The organism is Mesorhizobium sp. WSM4850, from assembly GCF_055811735.1.
Genome location: NZ_JBVVPV010000002.1, coordinates 194230 through 214698 on the forward strand (window position 1 = coordinate 194230; position 20469 = coordinate 214698).

Annotated in this window: 25 protein-coding genes; 19 read left to right on the top strand and 6 right to left on the bottom strand. The window is 63.5% G+C overall.

Features of this window, described 5'->3' with window-relative positions:
* Positions 1-79: 79 nt before the first annotated feature.
* Positions 80-1288: a beta-ketoacyl-[acyl-carrier-protein] synthase family protein gene (locus tag AC0L2Z_RS03900; RefSeq protein ID WP_473626782.1), complete on the bottom strand. Its 1209-nt coding sequence runs from the start codon at positions 1286-1288 to the stop codon at positions 80-82.
* Positions 1289-1546, bottom strand: a complete 258-nt coding sequence (locus tag AC0L2Z_RS03905) for an acyl carrier protein (protein WP_023801503.1) — start codon at positions 1544-1546, stop codon at positions 1289-1291. It lies immediately after the preceding gene.
* Positions 1547-1748: 202 nt separating this feature from the next.
* On the opposite strand from AC0L2Z_RS03905, the gene AC0L2Z_RS03910 reads away from it, so the two are divergent.
* The 4 genes from AC0L2Z_RS03910 (at position 1749) to AC0L2Z_RS03925 (ending at position 3640) form a co-directional block, all read left to right on the top strand.
* Complete coding sequence (locus tag AC0L2Z_RS03910; protein ID WP_473627055.1) at positions 1749-2591, top strand: urease accessory protein UreD; 843 nt, start codon at positions 1749-1751, stop codon at positions 2589-2591.
* Positions 2592-2634: 43 nt separating this feature from the next.
* The gene (locus tag AC0L2Z_RS03915; protein ID WP_287139363.1) at positions 2635-2937 is read left to right on the top strand and encodes an urease subunit gamma; all 303 of its coding nucleotides are present in this window, start codon (positions 2635-2637) and stop codon (positions 2935-2937) included.
* A 25-nt stretch (positions 2938-2962) separates the two neighbouring features.
* On the top strand, positions 2963-3220 hold the full coding sequence (locus tag AC0L2Z_RS03920; RefSeq protein WP_473626783.1) for a DUF1272 domain-containing protein: 258 nt from the start codon (positions 2963-2965) through the stop codon (positions 3218-3220).
* 114 nt (positions 3221-3334) lie between these two features.
* A complete protein-coding gene (locus AC0L2Z_RS03925; RefSeq protein WP_473626785.1) occupies positions 3335-3640 on the top strand; it encodes an urease subunit beta in 306 nt (101 codons plus the stop codon).
* Between the two features lie 89 nt (positions 3641-3729).
* Here the strand turns inward: AC0L2Z_RS03925 and AC0L2Z_RS03930 are convergent, their stop codons facing one another.
* Both AC0L2Z_RS03930 and AC0L2Z_RS03935 read right to left on the bottom strand, forming a co-directional pair.
* Complete coding sequence (locus AC0L2Z_RS03930) at positions 3730-4224, bottom strand: hypothetical protein (protein WP_473626786.1); 495 nt, start codon at positions 4222-4224, stop codon at positions 3730-3732.
* Positions 4225-4350: 126 nt separating this feature from the next.
* Positions 4351-4734 carry a hypothetical protein gene (locus AC0L2Z_RS03935; RefSeq protein WP_023801509.1) on the bottom strand — a complete coding sequence of 128 codons (384 nt, stop codon included), beginning with the start codon at positions 4732-4734 and terminating at the stop codon, positions 4351-4353.
* A 191-nt stretch (positions 4735-4925) separates the two neighbouring features.
* On the opposite strand from AC0L2Z_RS03935, the gene ureC reads away from it, so the two are divergent.
* The 7 genes from ureC (at position 4926) to AC0L2Z_RS03970 (ending at position 10550) form a co-directional block, all read left to right on the top strand.
* Positions 4926-6638, top strand: coding sequence for an urease subunit alpha (gene ureC, locus AC0L2Z_RS03940; protein ID WP_473626787.1), 1713 nt, complete (start codon positions 4926-4928; stop codon positions 6636-6638).
* Between the two features lie 105 nt (positions 6639-6743).
* Positions 6744-7232, top strand: a complete 489-nt coding sequence (locus AC0L2Z_RS03945) for a DUF29 domain-containing protein (RefSeq protein ID WP_128174682.1) — start codon at positions 6744-6746, stop codon at positions 7230-7232.
* A gap of 156 nt (positions 7233-7388) precedes the next feature.
* A complete protein-coding gene (locus tag AC0L2Z_RS03950) occupies positions 7389-7958 on the top strand; it encodes an urease accessory protein UreE (RefSeq protein WP_287258864.1) in 570 nt (189 codons plus the stop codon).
* On the top strand, positions 7951-8622 hold the full coding sequence (locus AC0L2Z_RS03955) for an urease accessory protein UreF (protein ID WP_287238324.1): 672 nt from the start codon (positions 7951-7953) through the stop codon (positions 8620-8622). Before AC0L2Z_RS03950 ends, AC0L2Z_RS03955 begins: the two co-directional genes overlap by 8 nt.
* Positions 8619-9059, top strand: a complete 441-nt coding sequence (locus AC0L2Z_RS03960; RefSeq protein WP_287235963.1) for a DUF3995 domain-containing protein — start codon at positions 8619-8621, stop codon at positions 9057-9059. Before AC0L2Z_RS03955 ends, AC0L2Z_RS03960 begins: the two co-directional genes overlap by 4 nt.
* The gene (ureG, locus tag AC0L2Z_RS03965) at positions 9056-9697 is read left to right on the top strand and encodes an urease accessory protein UreG (protein ID WP_128170112.1); all 642 of its coding nucleotides are present in this window, start codon (positions 9056-9058) and stop codon (positions 9695-9697) included. Before AC0L2Z_RS03960 ends, ureG begins: the two co-directional genes overlap by 4 nt.
* An 85-nt stretch (positions 9698-9782) precedes the next feature.
* Positions 9783-10550, top strand: coding sequence for a class II aldolase and adducin N-terminal domain-containing protein (locus AC0L2Z_RS03970; RefSeq protein ID WP_473626790.1), 768 nt, complete (start codon positions 9783-9785; stop codon positions 10548-10550).
* Positions 10551-10591: 41 nt separating this feature from the next.
* On the opposite strand, the gene AC0L2Z_RS03975 is transcribed toward AC0L2Z_RS03970, so the two are convergent.
* Positions 10592-11224, bottom strand: coding sequence for an HAD family hydrolase (locus AC0L2Z_RS03975; RefSeq protein WP_473626791.1), 633 nt, complete (start codon positions 11222-11224; stop codon positions 10592-10594).
* A gap of 237 nt (positions 11225-11461) precedes the next feature.
* On the opposite strand from AC0L2Z_RS03975, the gene AC0L2Z_RS03980 reads away from it, so the two are divergent.
* A complete protein-coding gene (locus AC0L2Z_RS03980; RefSeq protein ID WP_027152176.1) occupies positions 11462-12418 on the top strand; it encodes a sugar-binding transcriptional regulator in 957 nt (318 codons plus the stop codon).
* A gap of 21 nt (positions 12419-12439) precedes the next feature.
* Here the strand turns inward: AC0L2Z_RS03980 and AC0L2Z_RS03985 are convergent, their stop codons facing one another.
* Positions 12440-12625, bottom strand: a complete 186-nt coding sequence (locus AC0L2Z_RS03985; RefSeq protein ID WP_027152175.1) for a hypothetical protein — start codon at positions 12623-12625, stop codon at positions 12440-12442.
* A gap of 110 nt (positions 12626-12735) precedes the next feature.
* On the opposite strand from AC0L2Z_RS03985, the gene gcvA reads away from it, so the two are divergent.
* The 7 genes from gcvA to AC0L2Z_RS04020 all read left to right on the top strand — a co-directional run bounded on the left by gcvA (position 12736) and on the right by AC0L2Z_RS04020 (position 20456).
* Positions 12736-13644, top strand: coding sequence for a transcriptional regulator GcvA (gcvA, locus tag AC0L2Z_RS03990; protein ID WP_473626793.1), 909 nt, complete (start codon positions 12736-12738; stop codon positions 13642-13644).
* A 190-nt stretch (positions 13645-13834) separates the two neighbouring features.
* On the top strand, positions 13835-15145 hold the full coding sequence (locus tag AC0L2Z_RS03995) for an ABC transporter substrate-binding protein (protein ID WP_027152174.1): 1311 nt from the start codon (positions 13835-13837) through the stop codon (positions 15143-15145).
* A 121-nt stretch (positions 15146-15266) separates the two neighbouring features.
* Complete coding sequence (locus tag AC0L2Z_RS04000; RefSeq protein ID WP_091596287.1) at positions 15267-16139, top strand: carbohydrate ABC transporter permease; 873 nt, start codon at positions 15267-15269, stop codon at positions 16137-16139.
* An 11-nt stretch (positions 16140-16150) separates the two neighbouring features.
* Positions 16151-16975, top strand: a complete 825-nt coding sequence (locus tag AC0L2Z_RS04005) for a carbohydrate ABC transporter permease (RefSeq protein WP_023801521.1) — start codon at positions 16151-16153, stop codon at positions 16973-16975.
* Positions 16976-17025: 50 nt separating this feature from the next.
* Positions 17026-18030, top strand: coding sequence for an ABC transporter ATP-binding protein (locus AC0L2Z_RS04010; protein ID WP_287059396.1), 1005 nt, complete (start codon positions 17026-17028; stop codon positions 18028-18030).
* On the top strand, positions 18027-18797 hold the full coding sequence (locus AC0L2Z_RS04015; RefSeq protein WP_473626795.1) for an L-iditol 2-dehydrogenase: 771 nt from the start codon (positions 18027-18029) through the stop codon (positions 18795-18797). Before AC0L2Z_RS04010 ends, AC0L2Z_RS04015 begins: the two co-directional genes overlap by 4 nt.
* 180 nt (positions 18798-18977) lie before the next feature.
* Positions 18978-20456: a mannitol dehydrogenase family protein gene (locus AC0L2Z_RS04020; protein WP_473626796.1), complete on the top strand. Its 1479-nt coding sequence runs from the start codon at positions 18978-18980 to the stop codon at positions 20454-20456.
* Positions 20457-20469: the final 13 nt, after the last annotated feature.

Below are 20469 nucleotides of genomic sequence, written 5' to 3' on the forward strand. Positions count from 1 at the left end.
TGGGATTTTTTTTCGCGCAAGCGCGCCGTCGTGGCGCGTGGCAAGACGCGTCTCGCCGTAGCTGGGGATCCGGTTGCGGTCAGACCGCCTTGAACGCCAGCACCGCATTGGTGCCGCCGAACGCAAAACCGTTGCTGATCGCCGCGCGCACCTTGCGCTCGCGCGCCACATTCGGCGTGATGTCGAGATCGCAATCGGCGTCGGTTTCGCGAAAATTGGCCGTCGGCGGCACGATGCCTTCGCGGATCGCCATGACGCAGGCGATCAGCTCCAGCGCGCCCGACGCGCCGAGGCAGTGGGCATGCATCGATTTGGTCGAGGAGATCGAAAGTTTTTGCGCATGGTCGCCGAAGACGCGCTTGATCGCTGCGGTCTCGATCTGGTCGTTGGCCTTGGTGCCGGTGCCATGCGCATTGACATAGTCGATGTCTTCGGGGTTGAGCCTGGCATCGACGAGGCAGAAGCGCATCGCCGCCTCCGGCCCTTCGATGGTCGGCGCGACGATGTCGGAGGCATCGCCGGAAAGGCCGGCGCCGGCAATTTCAGCGAGTATAGTGGCGCCGCGCGCCATGGCATGCTCGTAGGTTTCCAGCACGACCATGCCGGCGCCTTCGCCGAGCACCAGACCCTGGCGATCGGCCGAAAACGGCCGGCAGGTGTCGGGCGCCAGCACCCGCAGCGCCTCCCAGCCTTTCAGGATGCCCCAGACCAGCGGCGCATCGGTGCCGCCGGCGAGCATGACGTCGGCGCGGCCAAGCCTGATCTGGTCGACCGCCGAGGCAATGGCGTGGTTGGACGAGGAGCAGGCCGAGGTGATGCCGAAGACCGGCCCGCGCAGGCCGAGATTCATGCTGACATGGCCGGCCGCGGCGCCCGGCATCACTTTCGGCACGGTGAAGATGCCAGTGCGGTTCTTGCCTTCGAGCAGGATGGCGCGATAGCTCTCTTCGATCGCCTCCCAGCCGCAGACGCCGACGCCGACGATGGCGCCCATCCGGTAGGTATTGCCCGCGTGCAAGCTTAGCCCGGCCTGTTGCGCGGCCTCCCGCGCGGCGATCGTCGCCAAAAGGCTGAAACGGTCCATCGACACGACCTGCTTGCGGTCGATGCCGTGCTCGGGAAGCGTCCTGATTTCGCAGCCGACCCTGATTTTCAGGTCATGCAGCTCCGAATTGACGATCGGGCCGATGGCCGAGCGGCCGGCGCGCATCTCGTCCCAGATCGCCGGCACATTGGTGCCGAGCCCGCATAAGCCGCCGATGCCGGTGATGACGACGCGCTTGTGCATTCAGTCAGGCTTTTTCGCGATCAGTGCGCGAACCGCCTCGACCATGTCGCCGACGTTCTTCAAATTGCTCCAGGCATCGACCGTGTTCATCTCGATCTCGATGCCATACTGTTCCTCGAGGTCGAAAATGATCTCCGTCAGTTCCAGCGAATGGATGCCAAGTGAGGTCAGTTCGGTGCTGGTGGTGATTTCTTCGCCACCCGGCTCGGCATGAGCTTTGATCTTCTCGATGATGTCCGTTGCCAGCTGGTCAGCCATTCGGTTCCTTCCCCAACCCTTGTCGTTCCCGACGCCAACTGATCGGCGCCTGTTTTTCCCCAGGCTCAAATTGTCATCATCGCCTTTTATCCCGCCAGGCGCTGTGTGACCGTACCAAGACGGCTCCTCTATAGAAACCGAAACGTTGTCAAGCAACAAGCTATATGTCGACAAAGCCGGCGCTGTGGTTATCGTTGGCACCATGGATATGATCGAACCTGGCCTGGCCTTTGTCCCGCCGGCGCAGCGCGTCGCCGGGACGGCGCGGCTTGCCTGTGACAGGAATGGCGGCCGCACGCGTCTTCGGCGGCTTTATCAGGATGGTTCCGCCAAGATTCGCATGCCGGCCGTCTCGGCCGATCCGCTCGAAGCCGTTCTGATCAACACCGCCGGCGGGCTGACCGGCGGCGACCGCCTCGGCTGGGAGGTCGATGTCGGCGCCGGCGCCTGCGCCAGCATAACCACCCAGGCCTGCGAGAAGGTCTACCGCGCCGCGGCCGATCGTGCCGAGGTGCGGGTGAAGCTGACCGTCGGCGCCGGCGGCCGCATCGCCTGGCTGCCGCAGGAAACCATCGTCTTTGATCGCTCGGCCTTCGCCCGCCGGCTCGACCTGGAGCTTGCCGACGGTGCCGAGGCGCTGGTGCTCGAGGCGACCGTCTTCGGCCGCCTCGCCATGGGGGAACGCGCGGCGCACGGCGATTTCCACGACCGCTGGCGCGTCAGCCAGGACGGAGCGCTGGTTCATGCCGAGGATTTCCGCATCGGGCCGGACATAGCGGCGATTCTGGGCCGTTCGGCCGTGGCCGGCGGCGCCATCGCCATGGCGACGGTGCTGATGATCTCGCCGCGGGTGGAGACTTTGCTCGATCCGGCCCGGGACATCATCGGCGGCCAGGGCGACGCCAGCGTCTGGAGCGTGAAGAAATCTGGCAAGCTTCTTGCGAGGCTGTTTGCCGAGAACGGCTACCAGCTCCGCAAGCGGTTGGTTCCGCTCGTCGAATTGCTCAACGGACTGGCGGGTCTGCCCAAATTATGGTCACTCTGATTTCCGATTACGCCATCCTGACCATGCTATTGCGGGGAAACGCATGAACCTGACGCCAAGGGAAAAGGACAAGCTGATCATCGCCATGGCGGCGATCGTGGCGCGCAAGCGGCTCGAACGCGGTGTCAAGCTCAATCACCCGGAGGCGATCGCGCTGATCACCGACTTCGTCGTCGAGGGCGCCCGCGACGGCCGTCAGGTCGCCGAGCTGATGGAGGCCGGCGCCCACGTCGTCACCCGCGCGCAGGTGATGGAAGGCATCGCCGAGATGATCCACGACGTCCAGGTCGAGGCGACGTTTCCCGACGGCACCAAGCTGGTGACCGTGCATGAACCGATAAGATGAGGGCCGACAAGGTGAGGTGAGAAAAATGCTTGAGCTGCGCCCCAACTGCGAATGCTGCGACAAGGACCTGCCGCCTGAGGCGACGGATGCGCTGATCTGCACCTTCGAGTGCACCTTCTGCGCCGATTGCGCGGCAAATGTGCTGGGCGGCGTCTGCCCGAATTGCGGCGGCAATTTTTCAGTGCGCCCGATCAGGCCGGCAGCGATGCTGAACAAATATCCCGCCTCGACAAAGCGCGTCCTCAAGGCCGAAGGCTGCGGCCCGGCCCGCAACGCCGCGTGACGGTACGATCCTGACAGCGAAAGGCATATCGATGGTCCCGATCAAACGCACGTCCCTCGCGGCGATCCTGCTGCTCGCCGCCGGCCTCGTCTTCGGCGTCTTGTGAGGCTGGCGATGATCCCGGGCGAAATCATCACGGCAGGCGGCGAGATCGAACTCAACAAGGGCCTGCCCACCGTCACCATGAAAGTGGCCAACAGCGGCGACCGGCCGATCCAGGTCGGCAGCCACTATCATTTCTTCGAGACCAATGAGGGGCTGAAATTCGATCGCGACAAGGCGCGCGGCATGCGCCTCGACGTTGCCGCCGGCACCGCGATGCGCTTCGAACCCGGCCAGGAGCGCGACGTGACCTTGGTGCCGCTCGGCGGCAAGCGCGAGGTCTACGGGTTCCAGCAGAAGATCATGGGCGCGCTGTGAGATCCCCTGGTCGCGTTGTGCGATCCCCTGGTCGCGTTGTGCGATCCCCTGGTCGCGTTGTGCGATCCAGAGCGTCGATCAGTTTCGGCTCAGCCGGGCGGCTTGGCCGCCGCGTAGATGACGACCTTGCCAGGATCGTCGAATTCGACGGCGAGAACGTCTTCGGTCTGCACGCGTCGAGAGTCGATGGCGTTGAACAGCAATGCGTTCGCCTCGATCTCGTCGCGCAGTTCCGCAATGTCCTCCTGATGCTGCTCGACCTTGCTTTCGATCGCCGGCGGCAGGCCGCCTTCCGTGCGCGCGGCGTCGGTAAGGAACACGATGTCGACCTTGTCGAGCTTGGATGTCTTGCGCACCGCGCCGATGTTTTCACGCGTCCGGTCGATCGCCGTGGCAACTTTGCCGGCCTCGACAGCCGTGTTGGTCTCTTCCTGGCCGACCTCCGAGCCGATGATCTTGTTCTGGGTCTCAGGGCCTTCAAGGCCCTGCGCATTCAACCCGGCCTGAGGAGCGCTCGCCGCAAGAAACGCAGTTGCGGCAAGCGTATGCAGCCATCTGGTGTCGGGGAAGGTGGTGATCGCCATCGCTCGCTCTCAGAGCCTCTTTCGAGACACGGTTCTAGGCCAAAAAGTCGAAACGTATTCCGCCCTGCGAAGGTTCCCTCCCCGATGCGGCAGGCCGGCCTGGTGCCGGCCCGCCACAGCGCATCGTCAGCTGGCTTTCTTGGTGATCAAGGTCAGCGAGCCGTTGGCGTCCATGCTGGCGGCGATCACTTGCGCCGAGGTGAGTCCCTTGGCTTCGAGCGCGGATTTGACCTGGGGCGTCGCGTCGATCGAGCTGCGCAATTTCTGCAGGCCGTCCTCGCCGCGCTTGGCGATCACTTCGTTGACCTTGGTCTGCGTTTCCTTGGGCAGTTCCTCGATGTCGACGACGTTGACGGTCTGGATCGCCGGCGCTTGCGGCTGAGCGCCGGGTGCTGCGGGAGCGGGCGAAGCCGGCGGCTCGGCAGGCTGCGGCGCAGGCTGTTGCTGGGCGCTGGCAGCGGTCGCGAGCAGCAGGGTGGCGGCGGCTGCGAGAGAGATCGTTTTGCGCATAAAACTTCCTTTCCATCGATTGGCAAACGGTCGTTTTGGGGTGACCCTGCCACCTCAAACGTTAAATGGGATCGGAAGGTGTCGCCCAGCAGGTCATTGCGTGACCATAGGATGGCGACAATGTGGGGCCGGGCTTCGCCCGGCTGTATCTTGGGTCCGCATTTGGGGCCGTATTTCGGGAGCATTTGCTGATGGCTAGAATCACCCGCGCCGCCTATGCGCAGATGTACGGCCCGACCGTCGGCGACAAGGTGCGGCTTGCCGATACCGAGCTGTTCATCGAGGTCGAGAAGGATTTCACCCTGCATGGCGAAGAGGTGAAATTCGGCGGCGGCAAGGTTATTCGCGATGGCATGGGACAGAGCCAGGTGTCCCGCGCCCAAGGCGCGGTCGACACCGTCATCACCAATGCGCTGGTCGTCGACGCGTCAGGCGGCATCTTCAAGGCCGATATCGGCCTGAGCGATGGCCGCATCGCCGCGATCGGCAAGGCCGGCAATCCGGACATGCAAAACGGAGTCACCATCGTCATCGGTCCCGGCACCGAAATCATCGCCGGCGAGGGCAAGATCCTCACCGCCGGCGGCTTCGACGCGCATATCCATTTCATCTGCCCGCAGCAGATCGAAGAGGCGCTGATGTCAGGCATCACCACCATGCTCGGCGGCGGCACTGGACCGGCGCATGGCACGCTGGCGACCACCTGCACGCCTGGGCCGTGGCATCTGGCGCGCATGATCCAGTCCTTCGACGCCTTCCCAATGAATATCGGCCTGTCGGGCAAGGGCAACGCGTCGTTGCCGGCCGCGCTTGAAGAAATGGTGCTGGGCGGCGCCTGCTCGCTAAAGTTGCATGAGGACTGGGGCACGACGCCAGCGGCAATCGACTGCTGCCTGTCGGTCGCCGACAACTATGACGTGCAGGTGATGATCCACACCGACACGCTGAACGAATCCGGCTTTGTCGAGAACACGGTGGCGGCGATCAAGGGCCGCACCATCCACGCCTTCCACACCGAAGGCGCCGGCGGCGGCCATGCGCCCGACATCATCAAGGTTTGCGGCCTGCCCAACGTCATCCCGTCGTCGACCAATCCGACCCGGCCCTACACCGTCAACACGCTGGCCGAGCATCTCGACATGCTGATGGTCTGCCATCATCTGTCGCCGTCGATCCCCGAAGACATCGCCTTCGCCGAAAGCCGCATCCGCAAGGAGACCATCGCCGCCGAAGACATTTTGCACGACATCGGCGCCTTCTCGATCATCTCGTCGGACAGTCAGGCGATGGGCCGCGTCGGCGAAGTGGCGATCCGCACCTGGCAGACCGCCGACAAGATGAAGCGCCAGCGCGGTTCGCTGCCGCAGGAGACCGGCGACAACGACAATTTCCGCGTCCGCCGCTACATCGCCAAATACACGATCAACCCGGCCATCGCGCACGGCCTGTCGAACGAGATCGGCTCGGTGGCGGTCGGCAAGCGCGCCGATCTGGTGCTGTGGAACCCGGCCTTCTTCGGCGTCAAGCCGGACATGGTGCTGATCGGCGGCATGATCGCCGCCGCCCCGATGGGCGATCCCAACGCCTCGATCCCGACACCGCAGCCGATGCACTACCGGCCGATGTTCGGCGCCTATGGCAAGGCGATGACCAATTCGTCGGTGACCTTTGTGTCGAAAGCCGCGCTCGATGCCGGCCTGCGCGGCCGGCTCGGCGTCGACAAGCAGATGGTCGCCGTCGACAACACCCGCGGCGGCATCGGCAAGCACTCGATGGTGCTCAACGACGCCACCCCGCATGTCGAGGTCGACCCCGAAACCTACGAGGTCCGCGCCGACGGCGAATTGCTCACCTGCGAACCGGCCACCGTGCTGCCGATGGCGCAGAGATACTTTTTGTTCTGATACCTACAAACGCCCTGTTGGCGGGGCGTCAAATTCGGTGCTCAGTTGTCCAAGCTCTGACGTGCCGTTTTGCGATTGTCTCGAAATTGCGGCATGATGGGCCTCATGAACAGGATTGATCGTCTCAGGGCCCTCACTCCCTACGAAGCGGACTACGTCCAGTGGTGCGCCGAACAAGGCGCGTTGTTGCGCGAAGGTCGTTTCTCCGACCTCGATCGTGAGAATCTTGCCGAGGAGATCGAGAGCTTGGGGAGACGTGACAAACGAGAAATTCGCAGTCGGATGGAGGTGCTGCTTGCACATCTCCTGAAATGGGAATTCCAACCCGGCCATCGAAGTCATAGTTGGCAGTCGTCAATTTCCGAACAACGGATCTGGATTGGAAACATCATCAAGGACAGCCCGAGTCTTCGCCGATATCCCGCTCAGATTTTCGACGAGGCATATAAAGACGCTTTGCTTGTCGCGGTCAGGGAAACGGGTCTCAGGAAATCTCACTTTCCAGGCGAACCTCCATTCACATGCAAGCAGGCGCTCGATGAACGATTTTGGCCGGGCAATCCACTCTCGATGGGCGATTTCCTGCGGGATTAGCTGGGTCCTTCAGCGACCGCCGCTTTCACACCACCTTCGTCGCCGCCGCCCTCGTCTACCAGATATCGTTCATCCTGCGGCTCTTCGACACGATCGTTGAGCACCATTGGGGCGGCGGATGCGATAGGCTACGCTTGTTGGGAAAGGCAGTTTTACATGAAGCTCGACATCCGCACCGATTTCACCAAATTCCCGCGTGCCGTCTCGGTTCTGAGCGCCGGCGAGGCAGGAGCGGTCGCGCCCTACGATCGTGCGGTGCTTGCCCATGACGAGCGGCATCTGCGCCGCCGCGCAATAGAAACGGCCCGTAGCGATAGAGTGCTGGTCGACCTGCCCGAACCGGTGGCCTTGAACGATGGCGACCGCCTGGTGCTGGAGGATGGCCGTCATATCGAGATCGTCGCGGCCGAGGAACCGCTCTACGATATCCGTGCCAGCGGCCCTGTCCATCTGGCCGAGCTTGCCTGGCATATCGGCAACCGCCATCTTGCCGCCGCCATCGAGGCTAACCGCATCCTCATCCTGCGCGATCACGTTATCAAGGCGATGCTGGAAGGCCTGGGCGCCACGGTGAGCGACGTCTCCGAGCCGTTCAAGCCGGTGCGCGGCGCCTATTCTGGGCACAGTCACGGTCATGCCCATGCCGAGGCGCATGCGCACAGCGAGTCGCATTCCCATACCCATAGCGAATCGCATTCCCACAGCCATTCCCACGACCATGACTGACCAGCCTTCCAACGTCGCTTTGTTGCGGCTGATGGCGTGGCTGTCGCCTGCCTTCCCGGTCGGCGGTTTTTCCTACAGCCATGGTCTCGAACAAGCCGTGCATGCCGGCCTGGTCGCCGACAGCAAAGACCTCGCCGCATGGCTGGAGACGCTGGTCGAGATGGGCTCGGGCTGGAACGATGCCGTGCTGTTTGCCGAAAGCTGGCGGCGCGCCCGCCAAGCCGGCGATCTCGCCGAAATCGCAGCCCTCGCGGAGGCCTTGGCCGGCTCGCGCGAGCGCCACAGCGAGACCATGCTGCAGGGCGCCGCCTTCCTGAACGCGGCGTCGGCCTGGCCGTGTCAGGTGCTCGACCGTCTGCCGGCCGAGTGCGCCTATAGCGTCGCCGTCGGTGCAACTGCCGGTGGCAATGCCATTGCCCTGCACGATGCACTGTCCGCCTTCCTGCACAGCTTCTTTTCCAACCTCGTCCAGGCCGCGATCCGGCTCGGCGTCGTCGGCCAGACCGGAGCGACCGCGCTGCTCGCCGGCTTCGAGCTGCTGGCGTTGGAAACTGCCGCCCGCGCTGCCGGCTCGACGCTGGACGATCTCGGCGGCTGCGCCTTCGTCTCGGATGTCATGGCGATGAAGCACGAGACGCAATATTCGCGGCTGTTCCGCTCATGATCGTCCTCGCCTTCGCGCTCTCCTTCGTCCTGCTGCTGATCACCACCCTGCATGTCTATTGGGGCATTGGCGGCATCTGGCCGGGCAGGGACGCTGCCTCCTGCGCCCGCGCGGTGGTCGGCTTTCGCGGCGTCGACGAAATGCCGGCGCCCTTTGCCAGCTTTGCCGTCGCCGCCTGCCTCGGCCTGGCGACGCTGTGGCCGCTGGCGCTCCAAGGCGTGTTTGCCACGCCCTTTCCCAAGGCCGGGCTCGCCGCGACAGCGCTGCTCATCGCGCTGGTCTTCCTGGGGCGCGGCATTGCCGGCTTCACGCCGTGGTGGCGTCGGCTGGCGCCCGAACAGCCTTTCGCGCGGCTCGATGTCAGCTATTATTCGCCGCTCTGCCTGGTTGTCGGGCTCGGCTTTGCAGTGCTAGCCATCATGGAGTTCCCTGGATGACACAAGCCAATGGTCCCCTTCGCGTCGGCATCGGCGGCCCTGTCGGCTCCGGCAAGACGACGCTCACCGAAAAGCTCTGCAAGGCGCTGCGCGACGAGTTTTCGATCGCCGTCGTCACCAACGACATCTACACCAAGGAAGACGCCATGATGCTGGCCCGGCTTCAGGCGCTGCCCGAGGATCGCATCATCGGCGTCGAGACCGGCGGCTGCCCGCACACCGCCATCCGCGAGGACGCCTCGATCAATCTGCAGGCGATCGCCGAGATGACCAGGAAATTCCCGGATCTCGACATCGTCTTCATCGAATCGGGCGGCGACAACCTTGCCGCCACGTTTTCCCCGGATCTCGCCGATCTGACGCTCTACGTCATCTCGGTCTGCCAGGGCGAAGAAATCCCGCGCAAGGGCGGCCCGGCGATCACCCGGTCGGATTTCCTGGTCATCAACAAGAGCGATCTCGCCCCCTATGTGAACGTCAATCTCGATGTCATGGAGCGCGACGCCGCCCGCATGCGCGGCAAGCGGCCGTTCGGATTTACCGATCTGTCGCGCGGCAAGGGCCTGCAGCAGGTGATCGATTTTATCGTCGAGAATGGCGGGCTGCGCATCGACGCCGCCAGAAGCACGGCGGCGTAAGGCACGGCGCTCGCCTGCACCAAACGAAACCGGTTGCGCGCATCGGCGGCGCACGGCATCCTTGCTTCTTTCACGGAGGTTTTCGATGAGCATCGCCCGCCTGCAGAAGGAAATGCTGACCAACCTGCCCTTCTACGAGGAACGCGTCGATCTGGCTTGCGCCTTCCGCTGGACGGCGCGGCTCAACATGCATGAAGCGGTGGCCAATCATTTCTCGCTGGCCGTCAACGATGACGGCTCGCAATTCCTGATGAATCCCAACCAGGTGCATTTCTCGCGCATCAAGGCGAGCGACCTGCTGCTGATCGACGCCAACGATCCCGATACGCTCTCCGGCCCGGATGCGCCCGACCCGACGGCATGGGGGCTGCATGGCGCCATCCATCGCAATGTCCGTCATGCGCGCTGCGTCATGCATGTGCACTCGACCCACGCCACGGTGCTCGCTTCGCTCGCCGACTCGACGCTGCCGCCGATCGACCAGAACTCGGCGATCTTCTTCAACCGCCACGTCGTCGACGGCCATTATGGTGGGCTCGCCTTCGAGGAAGAGGGCGAACGCTGCTCGCAGCTGCTCACCGATCCGAAGGTCAAGGTGATGGTCATGGGCAACCATGGTCTGCTGGTCATCGGCGATACCGTCGCCGACACCTTCAACCGCATGTTCTATTTCGAACGCGCCGCCGAGACCTACATCAAGGCGCTGTGGACCGGCCGTCCGCTACGGGTCCTGTCGGACGAAATCGCCGAGAAGGCAGCAGCGGAGCAGGAAGATTATCCCGGCCAGGCTGAGCGGCACCTTTCCGAATTGAAGGCGATCCTCGACGAGCAGGAGCCGGTCTACCGGAACTGATGCCTCCTTCTCCCCGTCACTATACGGGGAGAAGGACCCTCTTAAAGCCCGAGTTCAGCCCGCAATTCGTCGGCGCTGTTGATGACGATCGCGCCGGGCGGCCCTGCCATGGGTGCTTCCGGCCAGAAGATCGTGCTGATCCCCGCCGCCAGCCCTGCCGTGGCGCCGGTCACGCTGTCCTCGACGGCCATGGCATCGACTGGATCGACACCGGCCAGCCATGCGGCGCGCAAAAACGGTTCGGCGTGCGGCTTGCCTTCGCGCACGTCGTTGCGGCTGATCGTCTTCATGCCGGGATAGAAAAGACCGACCATGCGCAGATTGGCGTCGACGACCAGCCGGTCGGAATTGGACACCACCGCTTGCGCCACGTCAAGCGCGCGCAGCTCGTTGTAGATCTCGATGGCGCCGGGGCGCGGCTTCAGCGTCTCGGCCATCGGCAGATAGTGGTCGTATTTGCGCACGATCCAGTCGTCGAAGGCCAGGCCGAGGCCGAACTCGTCGCGCAGCATCTCGTAGACCGGCCATGCGGCGATGCCGAGCACGCGCTCATGCAGGTTGGCCGGCGCCGCGATGCCGACGCTGTGCAGCGCCGCTATCAGCGCCGCCTCGTGCAACGGCTCGCTGTCGACCAGCGTGCCGTCCATGTCCCAGAAAACCGCTTTCGGCGTCATGCAAGGCTCCTTTGCCCGAATCCCTTAAAGGGTTTGCCTCGGGAGATAAACCGCCGCGCCTGGCTGCACCAACGTTGTGGGATCTGCTTGGATATAACCCCCACTCGAAACACCGCAGGCACCATCGGGAGCTTTACCTAGGCAATTGCTCTGGCAACAGGCAATTGCTTACAAACGCATTCCCCGGTAGAACTAAATGCGCTCCCGCTCGGTGCTCGGGGGCAGGGAGGCAGCAAGTTGAATTCCCGGCAGGACAGCGGCAGCAACAGGCTGGACGACGCGGCGCGCGCCGGTTGGCTCTATTATGTCGCCGGCAACACGCAGGACCAGATCGCCTCGACGCTCGGCATCTCACGGCAGACGGCGCAGCGGCTGGTGTCGCTGGCGGTCTCGGAAGGGCTGATCAAGGTGCGTGTCGACCACCCGATCGCCAATTGCCTCGACCTCGCGGCCCGGCTGAAATCGCGCTTCGCGCTCGATCTGGTCGAGGTGGTTCCAAGCGATCCCTCCTCCTCCTCGACTATTGGCGTCGCCGTGGCGGCGGCCGCCGAGATCGAGAGGCGGCTGCGCTCGCCGACGCCGATCGTCATGGCGATCGGCACCGGCCGCACCCTGAAGGCGGCAATCGAGCAGCTGCCGCCGATGGAATGCCCGCAGCACAAGGTGGTGTCGCTGACCGGCAACATCTCGCCCGACGGTTCGGCCGCCTTCTACAACGTCATCTTCACCATGGCCGACAGGGTCAAGGCACGCTCTTTTCCGATGCCGCTGCCGGTCATCGCCTCCTCGCCGCAGGAGCGCGAGATGCTGCTCAGCCAGCCGATGATCCAACCGACGCTGGCGCTTGCCGCGGAAGCCGACGTCACCTTCGTCGGCATCGGCGATCTCGGCCCCAAGGCGCCGCTTTACGAGGACGGCTTCATTTCGGAGAGTGAATTGAAAGCGCTGCAAAAGGCAGGCGGCGTCGCCGAGATCGTCGGCTGGGTGTTCGATCGCGAGGGCCGGATGATCGAGGGCATCACCAATGACCGGGTGTCGTCGGCATCGTTGCCGTCGCGTGAAAAATCGCTGGTGATCGCGCTCGCCATGGGCGAGCGGAAGCTGCCGGGCATACTTGCGGCTGTCAATCGGCGGCTGGTCAACGGCCTCATCACCGACGAGCGGACCGCCGCCGCCTTGCTGGCCGCCAGCTGATTTGCGATAAATCAAGCAGGGCTATTTGCGCCGGCCATAAGGATCGTTCCCGTCGAGAAAACCCATGTCGCGCTGCAGATGCGGCGGCAATTCCCTGATGTCGAGATACGCCCGTTTCCTGGCTCCGTGCCGCGCCAATCCACGCGCTAGCCGCAAAAACCAGCCTTGGCCTGGCGTCAGAAATAGCTTTTCCTGTACAATGGTCATGATCATCAGCCTTCGTTATCTCTAGACGAGAGTGATCGTCGACCTCAAATATCGGCCGGCTCGGCCCTTGCTGCCAATCAAACGTCGATCACGGCCCATAAGGAGGGCTTATGCCTGAACTCAAGTCACGGCAGGTCTCCCAGCTCCCTCCGCTTCAGGCGATCCGGGTGTTCGAGGCGGTGGCGCGGCATCTTTCCTTCACCAAGGCCGCCGGCGAGCTTGGTATGACGCAGGCGGCTGCGAGCTATCAGATCAAGCTTCTGGAAGAGCGCGTCGGGGCACCGTTGTTCCTGCGCCGGCCAAGGCAGATCGTGCTGACCGAGGCGGGGCAACGCATGGCGCCTGCGGTCAGCGAGGCGTTCGCCCTGTTGGGTGGAGCCTATGCCGCGGCGCGCAGCGGCGCCGACGGCGTACTTTGTGTCTCGACGCTGCTGACCTTTGCCTCGAACTGGCTGGCGCAGCATCTCGGTTCGTTCCAGGTCGCGCATCCGTCGCTGGCGGTGCGCCTCGATACATCGAACCGCCTCGTCGATTTCGCCCGCGAGGACATCGACATCGCCATCCGTTCGGGCGGCGGAAACTGGCCGGGCGTGGAGGTGCACAAGCTTTTCAATGCGGACTTCACGCCGATGCTGAGCCCGAAACTCGCGGCAAGCATCGGCGGGGTGAAGGAGCCGGCCGATCTGTTGCGCCTGCCGATCCTCGACCCCGGCGATATCTGGTGGCGGGATTGGTTTATCGCCGCCGGCCTGCCGGTGGAGGAACTGGCCAGGCGCCCCGGCTCCAGCATGGGGGCGCAGGCCTATGAGGCCAACGCCGCGATCGCCGGGCAGGGCGTGGCGATCGTAACGGCCGCTCTTTTCAAGGCCGAGCTTGCCGATGGCCGCCTGATCCAGCCTTTCGATCTGGTCGGCGACGACGGCCACGCCTATTGGCTGGTCTATCCCCAGGCGCGACGCAACGTGCCGAAGATCCGCGCTTTTCGCGAATGGATCCTGGCTGAGATTGCCGGCCAATAGTCGATAATCCACCCGGTCAAGCGGGCACCGACATCCGGCCTGTTCGCGCGCAAAAATCCTCCGGAGCAAGATCCGCACGAGGCTGCGTGCTGCGCTGCAGCAACGAATCCGGCTTGACATAAATCACGCGAGGTGAGTAATTGCTCACAGCCAAAGCAAATGCTCAGCTTGGTACATGGGAGGAATTTTGATGAAACTTCGCACGCTCACCCTGGGTCTGTTGTCGGCCAGCACCCTCGCGTTCGCCGCGCATGCCGAATCCATCACCATCGCCACCGTCAACAATGGCGATATGGTCCGCATGCAGACGCTGACCGACGATTTCACCGCCAAGAACCCCGATATCCAGCTCCAGTGGGTCACGCTCGAGGAGAACGTGCTGCGCGAGCGCGTCACCACCGACATCGCCACCAAGGGCGGCCAGTACGACGTGATGACCATCGGCACTTACGAAGTTCCGATCTGGGCCAAGCAGAGTTGGCTGCTGCCGCTCGACAAGCTCGGCGACGACTATGACGTCAAGGACATCATCCCGGCCATTGCCGGTGGCCTGTCGGTCGATGGCACGCTTTATGCAGCACCGTTCTATGGCGAAAGCTCGTTCGTCATGTACCGCAAGGACCTGATGGAGAAGGCCGGGCTGACCATGCCCGACGCGCCGACCTGGGACTTCGTCAAGCAGGCCGCCGAGAAGATGACCGATCGCGCCAATGGCGTGAACGGCGTCTGCCTGCGCGGCAAGGCCGGCTGGGGCGAGAACATGGCCTTCCTGACCGCCATGTCGAACTCCTTCGGCGCACGCTGGTTCGATGAGAACTGGAAGCCGCAGTTCGACCAGCCCGAATGGAAGAACACGCTGCAGTTCTATGTCGACCTGATGAAGGCCAATGGCCCGGAGGGCGCATCTTCGAACGGCTTCAACGAAAACCTGGCGCTGTTCCAGCAGGGCAAGTGCGGCATGTGGATCGACGCCACCGTCGCTGCCTCCTTCGTCTCCGACCCAAAGAACTCCACGGTCGCCGACAAAGTCGGTTATGCGCTGGCGCCCGACAATGGCCTGGGCAAGCGCGGCAACTGGCTGTGGGCGTGGTCGCTGGCCATTCCCGCCGGCACGCAAAAGGCTGACGCCGCCCAAAAATTCGTATCCTGGGCAACCAGCAAGGCCTATCTCGAGCTCGTCGCATCGAAGGAAGGCTGGGCCAATGTTCCGCCGGGAACGCGCACCTCGCTCTACGCCAACCCCGAGTACCAGAAGGCGGCGCCGTTCGCCAAGATGACACTGGATTCGATCAATGCCGCCGATCCGACGCATCCGACCGTCAAGCCGGTGCCCTATGTAGGTGTCCAGTTCGTCGCCATCCCCGAGTTCCAGGGTCTTGGCACCACCGTCGGCCAGCTGTTCTCGGCGGCACTCGCCGGCCAGACCAGCGTCGACGACGCTCTGAAGCAGGCCCAGGACGCCGCCACCGCAACGATGACCGAGGGCGGTTATATCCAGTAGGCTCCTCCCGGTGCCGAAAGCCGGTTGCCCATCTTAACCGGCAGGGGCCGCCCGAATCCCAGTTCGGGCGGCCACCTTCACAACACTGAAAAATTTGGCTGACCTTTGAAGGGTGACCGTCATGGCTACTCAGCAGACCCGTTCGCTTGCCCGCTTCATGATGGCGCCATCCGTGGTGCTGCTATTCGTCTGGATGATCGTGCCGCTGGCATTCACCCTGTGGTTCTCCTTCCAGCAGTACAATCCGCTCAACCCGATCCGCGACGGCTTCGTCGGCTTCTCGAATTACGCGCTTTTCTATTCCAATCCGGCATTCCTGCAGTCGATCCTCAACACGCTAATTCTCGTGGCCAGCGTGCTTTTGATCACGGTGATCGGCGGCATCCTGCTGGCGCTGCTGATCGATCAGCCGATGTGGGGACAGGGCATCGTCCGCATCCTCGTCATCTCGCCGTTCTTCGTCATGCCGCCGGTCGCCGCGCTGGTCTGGAAGAACATGATCATGCATCCGCAATACGGCGTCTTTGCCGACATTGCGCGCTTCTTCGGCGGGCAGCCGATCGACTGGTTTGGCCAATACCCGATGCTGGCGATCATCATCATCGTCGCCTGGCAATGGCTGCCGTTTGCGACGCTGATCCTGTTGACCTCCCTGCAGTCGCTCGACGGCGAGCAGAAGGAAGCCGCCGAGATGGACGGCGCCGGTTTTGTCAGCCGCTTCATCTATCTGACGCTGCCGCATATGTCGCGCGCCATCACCGTCGTCATCCTGATCCAGACGATCTTCCTTCTGTCGGTCTATGCCGAGATCCTCGTCACCACCAATGGCGGCCCGGGTTACGCCTCCACCAACCTGCCCTTCCTCGTCTACCAGAAGGCGTTGCTGGAGTTCAAAATCGGCCAGGCATCCGCCGGCGGTATCATTGCGGTCATTTTAGCCAACATCGTCGCCTTCTTCGCCATGCGCGCGGTCGGCAAGAACCTGGACAAATAAGGGAGGAAACGATGGCACGTGCAGTCAGCACCCAGCACAAGACGATCGCGACCGCGGCCGCCTGGATCGTCGCCCTGCTGATCTTCTTCCCGATCCTTTATACGATCATCACCTCGTTCAAGTCGGAGCAGGAGGCCATCCAGGGCTTCAACCTGTTTCCGTCGGGAACCACGGAAAGCTACACCGCGGTCGAGGCGCAGAGCGGCTACTTCAAGTTCTTCCTCAACTCGGTGTTCCTGTCGGTCGGCTCGACCATCCTGGCCTTGCTCGTCGCCATACCGGCGGCCTGGTCGATGGCGTTCTCGCCGGGCAAGTGGACCAAGGACATCCTGATGTGGATGCTTTCCACCAAGATGATGCCGGCGGTCGCCGTGCTGTTCCCGATCTACCTGATCTTCCGCGATACCGGACTGCTCGACAGCCGCATCGGCCTGATGATCATGCTGATGCTGATCAACCTGCCGATCGTGGTGTGGATGCTCTACACCTATTTTCGCGAGATCCCCGGCGAGATCCTGGAAGCGGCGCGCATGGACGGCGCATCGCTCTGGAACGAGATCGTCTATGTGCTGACGCCGATGGCGGTGCCGGGCATCGCCTCGACGATGCTGCTCAACATCATCCTGGCGTGGAACGAGGCGTTCTGGACGATCCGGCTGACCACCACCGAGGCCGCGCCGCTTACTGCCTTCATCAGTTCCTTCTCAAGCCCGCAAGGGCTGTTCTGGGCCAAGCTTTCGGCGGCCTCGACGCTGGCGATCGCGCCGATCCTGATCATGGGCTGGTTCAGCCAGAAGCAGCTGGTGCGCGGCCTGACGTTTGGCGCCGTGAAGTAACACCGCCGCAAGCGATGAACGACGGACAATAACCCCTCGGGGAGGAAACCATGGGAAACATCACGCTCAAGCACGTCTCCAAGTCGTTCGGGTCGACGATCATTATTCCGGGCATCGACCTGGTCATCGAAAACGGCGAGTTCGTCGTCTTCGTCGGCCCGTCGGGCTGCGGCAAGTCCACGCTGCTGCGACTGATCGCCGGGCTGGAGGACACCACCGCCGGCACCATCAACATCGACGGCCGCGACGTCACCGGTGAGGCGCCGGCCAAGCGCAAGCTGGCCATGGTGTTCCAGTCCTATGCGCTCTACCCGCACATGACCGTGGCCAAGAATATCGCCTTCCCGCTGAAGATGGCGGGCGAGGACCAGGCGACCATCGATCGGAAGGTCAAGGACGCGGCACGCATCCTGAACCTCACCAACTATCTCGATCGCCGCCCCGGCCAGCTCTCCGGCGGTCAGCGCCAGCGCGTCGCCATCGGCCGCGCCATCGTGCGCCAGCCATCAGCTTTCCTCTTCGACGAACCTCTGTCCAATCTCGACGCAGCACTGCGCGGCACCATGCGGCTGGAGATCAGCGAACTGCATCATCAGCTCAAGACGACGATGATCTACGTCACCCACGACCAGGTCGAGGCGATGACCATGGCCGACAAGATCGTCGTGCTCAACGCCGGCAACATCGAACAGGTCGGCTCGCCGATGGAGCTCTACAAGACGCCGAAGAACCTGTTCGTCGCCGGCTTCATCGGTTCGCCCAGGATGAACCTGATCGAAGGCGCGCCGGCGGCCAAACATGGCGCCAAGACCGTCGGCATCCGTCCCGAGCATATGAACATCTCGACGACTTCAGGCGAATGGAAAGCCACGGTCGGTGTTGCCGAGCATCTCGGCTCCGACACGTTTCTGCACGTTCAGGCCGACGGTGTCGGGCCGCTGACGGTGCGCGCCGACGGCGAACTGGCGGCCCATCACGGCGACACGATCTATCTGACGCCGGACCAGACCAAGCTGCACCGCTTCGGCGCCGACGGAAAGGCGATGATGCAATGAGGCTCGAGGGAAAATCGGCGCTGATCACCGGATCGGCGCGCGGCATCGGCAGGTCGTTCGCCGAAGCCTATGTTCGCGAGGGCGCCACCGTCGCCATCGGCGACATCAACCTCGAAGCCGCGGAAAAGGCCGCTTCGGAGATCGGTGGCAAGGCTTACGCCGTGAAACTGGACGTCACCGATCTCGCTTCGATCGAGGCGGCGGTGAAAGCAGTCGAGACAGGGGCCGGCGGACTGGACATCCTGGTCAATAACGCCGCTTTGTTCGACCTGGCGCCGATCGTCGAGATCAGCAAGGCGAGCTATGACAGGCTGTTTTCCGTCAATGTCGCCGGCACGCTGTTCATGCTGCAGGCAGCCGCCCGCTCGATGATCGCGGCAGGCCGGGGTGGCAAGATCATCAACATGGCGAGCCAGGCCGGCCGCCGCGGCGAGGCGCTGGTTGCCGTCTATTGCGCCACCAAGGCAGCCGTCATCTCGCTCACCCAGTCGGCCGGCCTCGACCTGATCAAGCACCGCATCAACGTCAACGCCATCGCGCCCGGCGTCGTCGACGGCGAGCACTGGGACCATGTCGATGCCCTGTTCGCCAAATACGAAAACCGACCGAAGGGCGAAAAGAAGCGGCTGGTCGGCGAGGCCGTGCCCTATGGCCGCATGGGCACGACGCAAGACCTCACCGGCATGGCGGTGTTCCTGGCCAGCGACGACGCCGAATACATCGTCGCCCAGACCTACAATGTCGATGGCGGCCAGTGGATGAGTTGAACTTTCCTTCTCCCCTTGGGGGAGAAGGTGCCGAGTGACACGAGGTGGACGGGGGGTTCTGATGCAGCACTTCGTCCAGCACCCCTCAACCGTCTCGGCGCCGCGCGCCGATCCACCTTCTCCCATAAGGGGAGAAGGTCAGGCAGGCGCAGGCGCCGCAATGAGAAGGCGTTTGTTAAAATGACCGTAAAACTCTCATCGGCGGCACTGTCCCGCCTGCCGGAAAAAGTCGTCGGCCCGAAATACGATCGCGCCGCGCTCAGGGCCGGCATCGTGCATTTCGGCGTCGGCAATTTCCATCGCTCGCACCAGGCCATCTATCTCGACGACCTGTTCAATGCGGGCGTCGGCCACGACTGGGCACTGGTCGGCGCCGGCGTCTTCGACGGTGAAAAAGTTGGCCGCGGCAAGTTGCAGGAACAGGACTGGCTGACCACCGTGGTCGAGCAGGATTCTGGCCACATGAGCGCCCGCGTCACCGGCGCCATGATCGACTTCCTGATGCCGGGCGATGCAGCCGCGATCTTAGAACGGCTTGCCGACCCGGCGATAAGGATCGTTTCGCTGACCATCACCGAGGGCGGCTACTTCATCGATCCGGCATCGGGCGTGTTCAATCCGACCCATCCCGATATCGTCGCCGACGCGCAGCCGGGAGCAATGCCGAAGACTGTCTTCGGCATCATTCTTGCCGGGCTGTTGCGCCGCCGCGACGACGGCATAGTACCGTTCACGATCATGTCCTGCGACAACATCCCCCACAACGGCCATGTCACCGCCGACGGCGTCATCGGGCTCGCGCGACTGATCGACGAGAAACTGGCGACCTGGGTGAGCGAGAACGTCGCCTTTCCCAACGGCATGGTCGACCGCATCACGCCGGCCACCACCGACCGCGAGCGCGGCATTCTGTCGAGCGAGTTCGGGCTCGACGACAATTGGCCGGTATTTTGCGAGCCGTTCAGGCAATGGGTGCTGGAGGACCATTTCACCGACGGCCGCCCGGCGCTGGAAAAGGTCGGCGTGCAGTTCGTCAGCGATGTCGCGCCCTATGAGCTGATGAAGATCCGCATCCTCAATGGCGGCCATGCGACCATCGCCTATCCGGCCGGGCTGATGGACATCCATTTCGTCCACGAGGCGATGCAGGAGCCACTGGTGCGCGGCTTTCTCGACAGGCTTGAGCACGACGAGATCATCCCGACCGTGCCGCCGGTGCCGGACACCGTGCTGGAGGATTATTATCAGCTCATCGAGCACCGCTTCTCCAATCCGAAGATCGGCGACACCATCCGCAGGCTTTGCCTCGACGGCTCCAACCGGCAGCCGAAATTCATCATCCCGACCATCGCCGACCGGCTGAAGGCCGGCAAGGGCGTGGCCGGCCTGGCGCTGGAATCGGCGCTCTGGTGCCGCTACTGCTTCGGCACGACCGATAGCGGCGCCGTCATCGAGCCCAATGATCCAAGCTGGGACCGGCTGCAGACGACCGCCAGGGCGGCAAAGGCTGCGCCTGCCGCCTGGCTGGCCATGGAGGACATCTATGGCGAGGTCGGCCGCTCGACGCCGTTCGTTGAAGCCTTTGCCAAGGCGCTCGAGGCGCTCTGGGCCGAGGGCGCACGTTCGACGCTGACGCGCTACCTCGCCGGCAACCTCTAAGATCGGCTCAATG

What these genes read in the sequence shown, in the direction of transcription:
- AC0L2Z_RS03900 (WP_473626782.1), bottom strand. Translation starts at nt 1,288, where the DNA reads ATGCACAAGCGCGTCGTCATCACCGGCATCGGCGGCTTATGCGGGCTC.
- AC0L2Z_RS03905 (WP_023801503.1), bottom strand. Translation starts at nt 1,546, where the DNA reads ATGGCTGACCAGCTGGCAACGGACATCATCGAGAAGATCAAAGCTCAT.
- AC0L2Z_RS03910 (WP_473627055.1), top strand. Translation starts at nt 1,749, where the DNA reads ATGGATATGATCGAACCTGGCCTGGCCTTTGTCCCGCCGGCGCAGCGC.
- AC0L2Z_RS03915 (WP_287139363.1), top strand. Translation starts at nt 2,635, where the DNA reads ATGAACCTGACGCCAAGGGAAAAGGACAAGCTGATCATCGCCATGGCG.
- AC0L2Z_RS03920 (WP_473626783.1), top strand. Translation starts at nt 2,963, where the DNA reads ATGCTTGAGCTGCGCCCCAACTGCGAATGCTGCGACAAGGACCTGCCG.
- AC0L2Z_RS03925 (WP_473626785.1), top strand. Translation starts at nt 3,335, where the DNA reads ATGATCCCGGGCGAAATCATCACGGCAGGCGGCGAGATCGAACTCAAC.
- AC0L2Z_RS03930 (WP_473626786.1), bottom strand. Translation starts at nt 4,224, where the DNA reads ATGGCGATCACCACCTTCCCCGACACCAGATGGCTGCATACGCTTGCC.
- AC0L2Z_RS03935 (WP_023801509.1), bottom strand. Translation starts at nt 4,734, where the DNA reads ATGCGCAAAACGATCTCTCTCGCAGCCGCCGCCACCCTGCTGCTCGCG.
- ureC (WP_473626787.1), top strand. Translation starts at nt 4,926, where the DNA reads ATGGCTAGAATCACCCGCGCCGCCTATGCGCAGATGTACGGCCCGACC.
- AC0L2Z_RS03945 (WP_128174682.1), top strand. Translation starts at nt 6,744, where the DNA reads ATGAACAGGATTGATCGTCTCAGGGCCCTCACTCCCTACGAAGCGGAC.
- AC0L2Z_RS03950 (WP_287258864.1), top strand. Translation starts at nt 7,389, where the DNA reads ATGAAGCTCGACATCCGCACCGATTTCACCAAATTCCCGCGTGCCGTC.
- AC0L2Z_RS03955 (WP_287238324.1), top strand. Translation starts at nt 7,951, where the DNA reads ATGACTGACCAGCCTTCCAACGTCGCTTTGTTGCGGCTGATGGCGTGG.
- AC0L2Z_RS03960 (WP_287235963.1), top strand. Translation starts at nt 8,619, where the DNA reads ATGATCGTCCTCGCCTTCGCGCTCTCCTTCGTCCTGCTGCTGATCACC.
- ureG (WP_128170112.1), top strand. Translation starts at nt 9,056, where the DNA reads ATGACACAAGCCAATGGTCCCCTTCGCGTCGGCATCGGCGGCCCTGTC.
- AC0L2Z_RS03970 (WP_473626790.1), top strand. Translation starts at nt 9,783, where the DNA reads ATGAGCATCGCCCGCCTGCAGAAGGAAATGCTGACCAACCTGCCCTTC.
- AC0L2Z_RS03975 (WP_473626791.1), bottom strand. Translation starts at nt 11,224, where the DNA reads ATGACGCCGAAAGCGGTTTTCTGGGACATGGACGGCACGCTGGTCGAC.
- AC0L2Z_RS03985 (WP_027152175.1), bottom strand. Translation starts at nt 12,625, where the DNA reads ATGACCATTGTACAGGAAAAGCTATTTCTGACGCCAGGCCAAGGCTGG.
- gcvA (WP_473626793.1), top strand. Translation starts at nt 12,736, where the DNA reads ATGCCTGAACTCAAGTCACGGCAGGTCTCCCAGCTCCCTCCGCTTCAG.
- AC0L2Z_RS03995 (WP_027152174.1), top strand. Translation starts at nt 13,835, where the DNA reads ATGAAACTTCGCACGCTCACCCTGGGTCTGTTGTCGGCCAGCACCCTC.
- AC0L2Z_RS04000 (WP_091596287.1), top strand. Translation starts at nt 15,267, where the DNA reads ATGGCTACTCAGCAGACCCGTTCGCTTGCCCGCTTCATGATGGCGCCA.
- AC0L2Z_RS04005 (WP_023801521.1), top strand. Translation starts at nt 16,151, where the DNA reads ATGGCACGTGCAGTCAGCACCCAGCACAAGACGATCGCGACCGCGGCC.
- AC0L2Z_RS04010 (WP_287059396.1), top strand. Translation starts at nt 17,026, where the DNA reads ATGGGAAACATCACGCTCAAGCACGTCTCCAAGTCGTTCGGGTCGACG.
- AC0L2Z_RS04015 (WP_473626795.1), top strand. Translation starts at nt 18,027, where the DNA reads ATGAGGCTCGAGGGAAAATCGGCGCTGATCACCGGATCGGCGCGCGGC.
- AC0L2Z_RS04020 (WP_473626796.1), top strand. Translation starts at nt 18,978, where the DNA reads ATGACCGTAAAACTCTCATCGGCGGCACTGTCCCGCCTGCCGGAAAAA.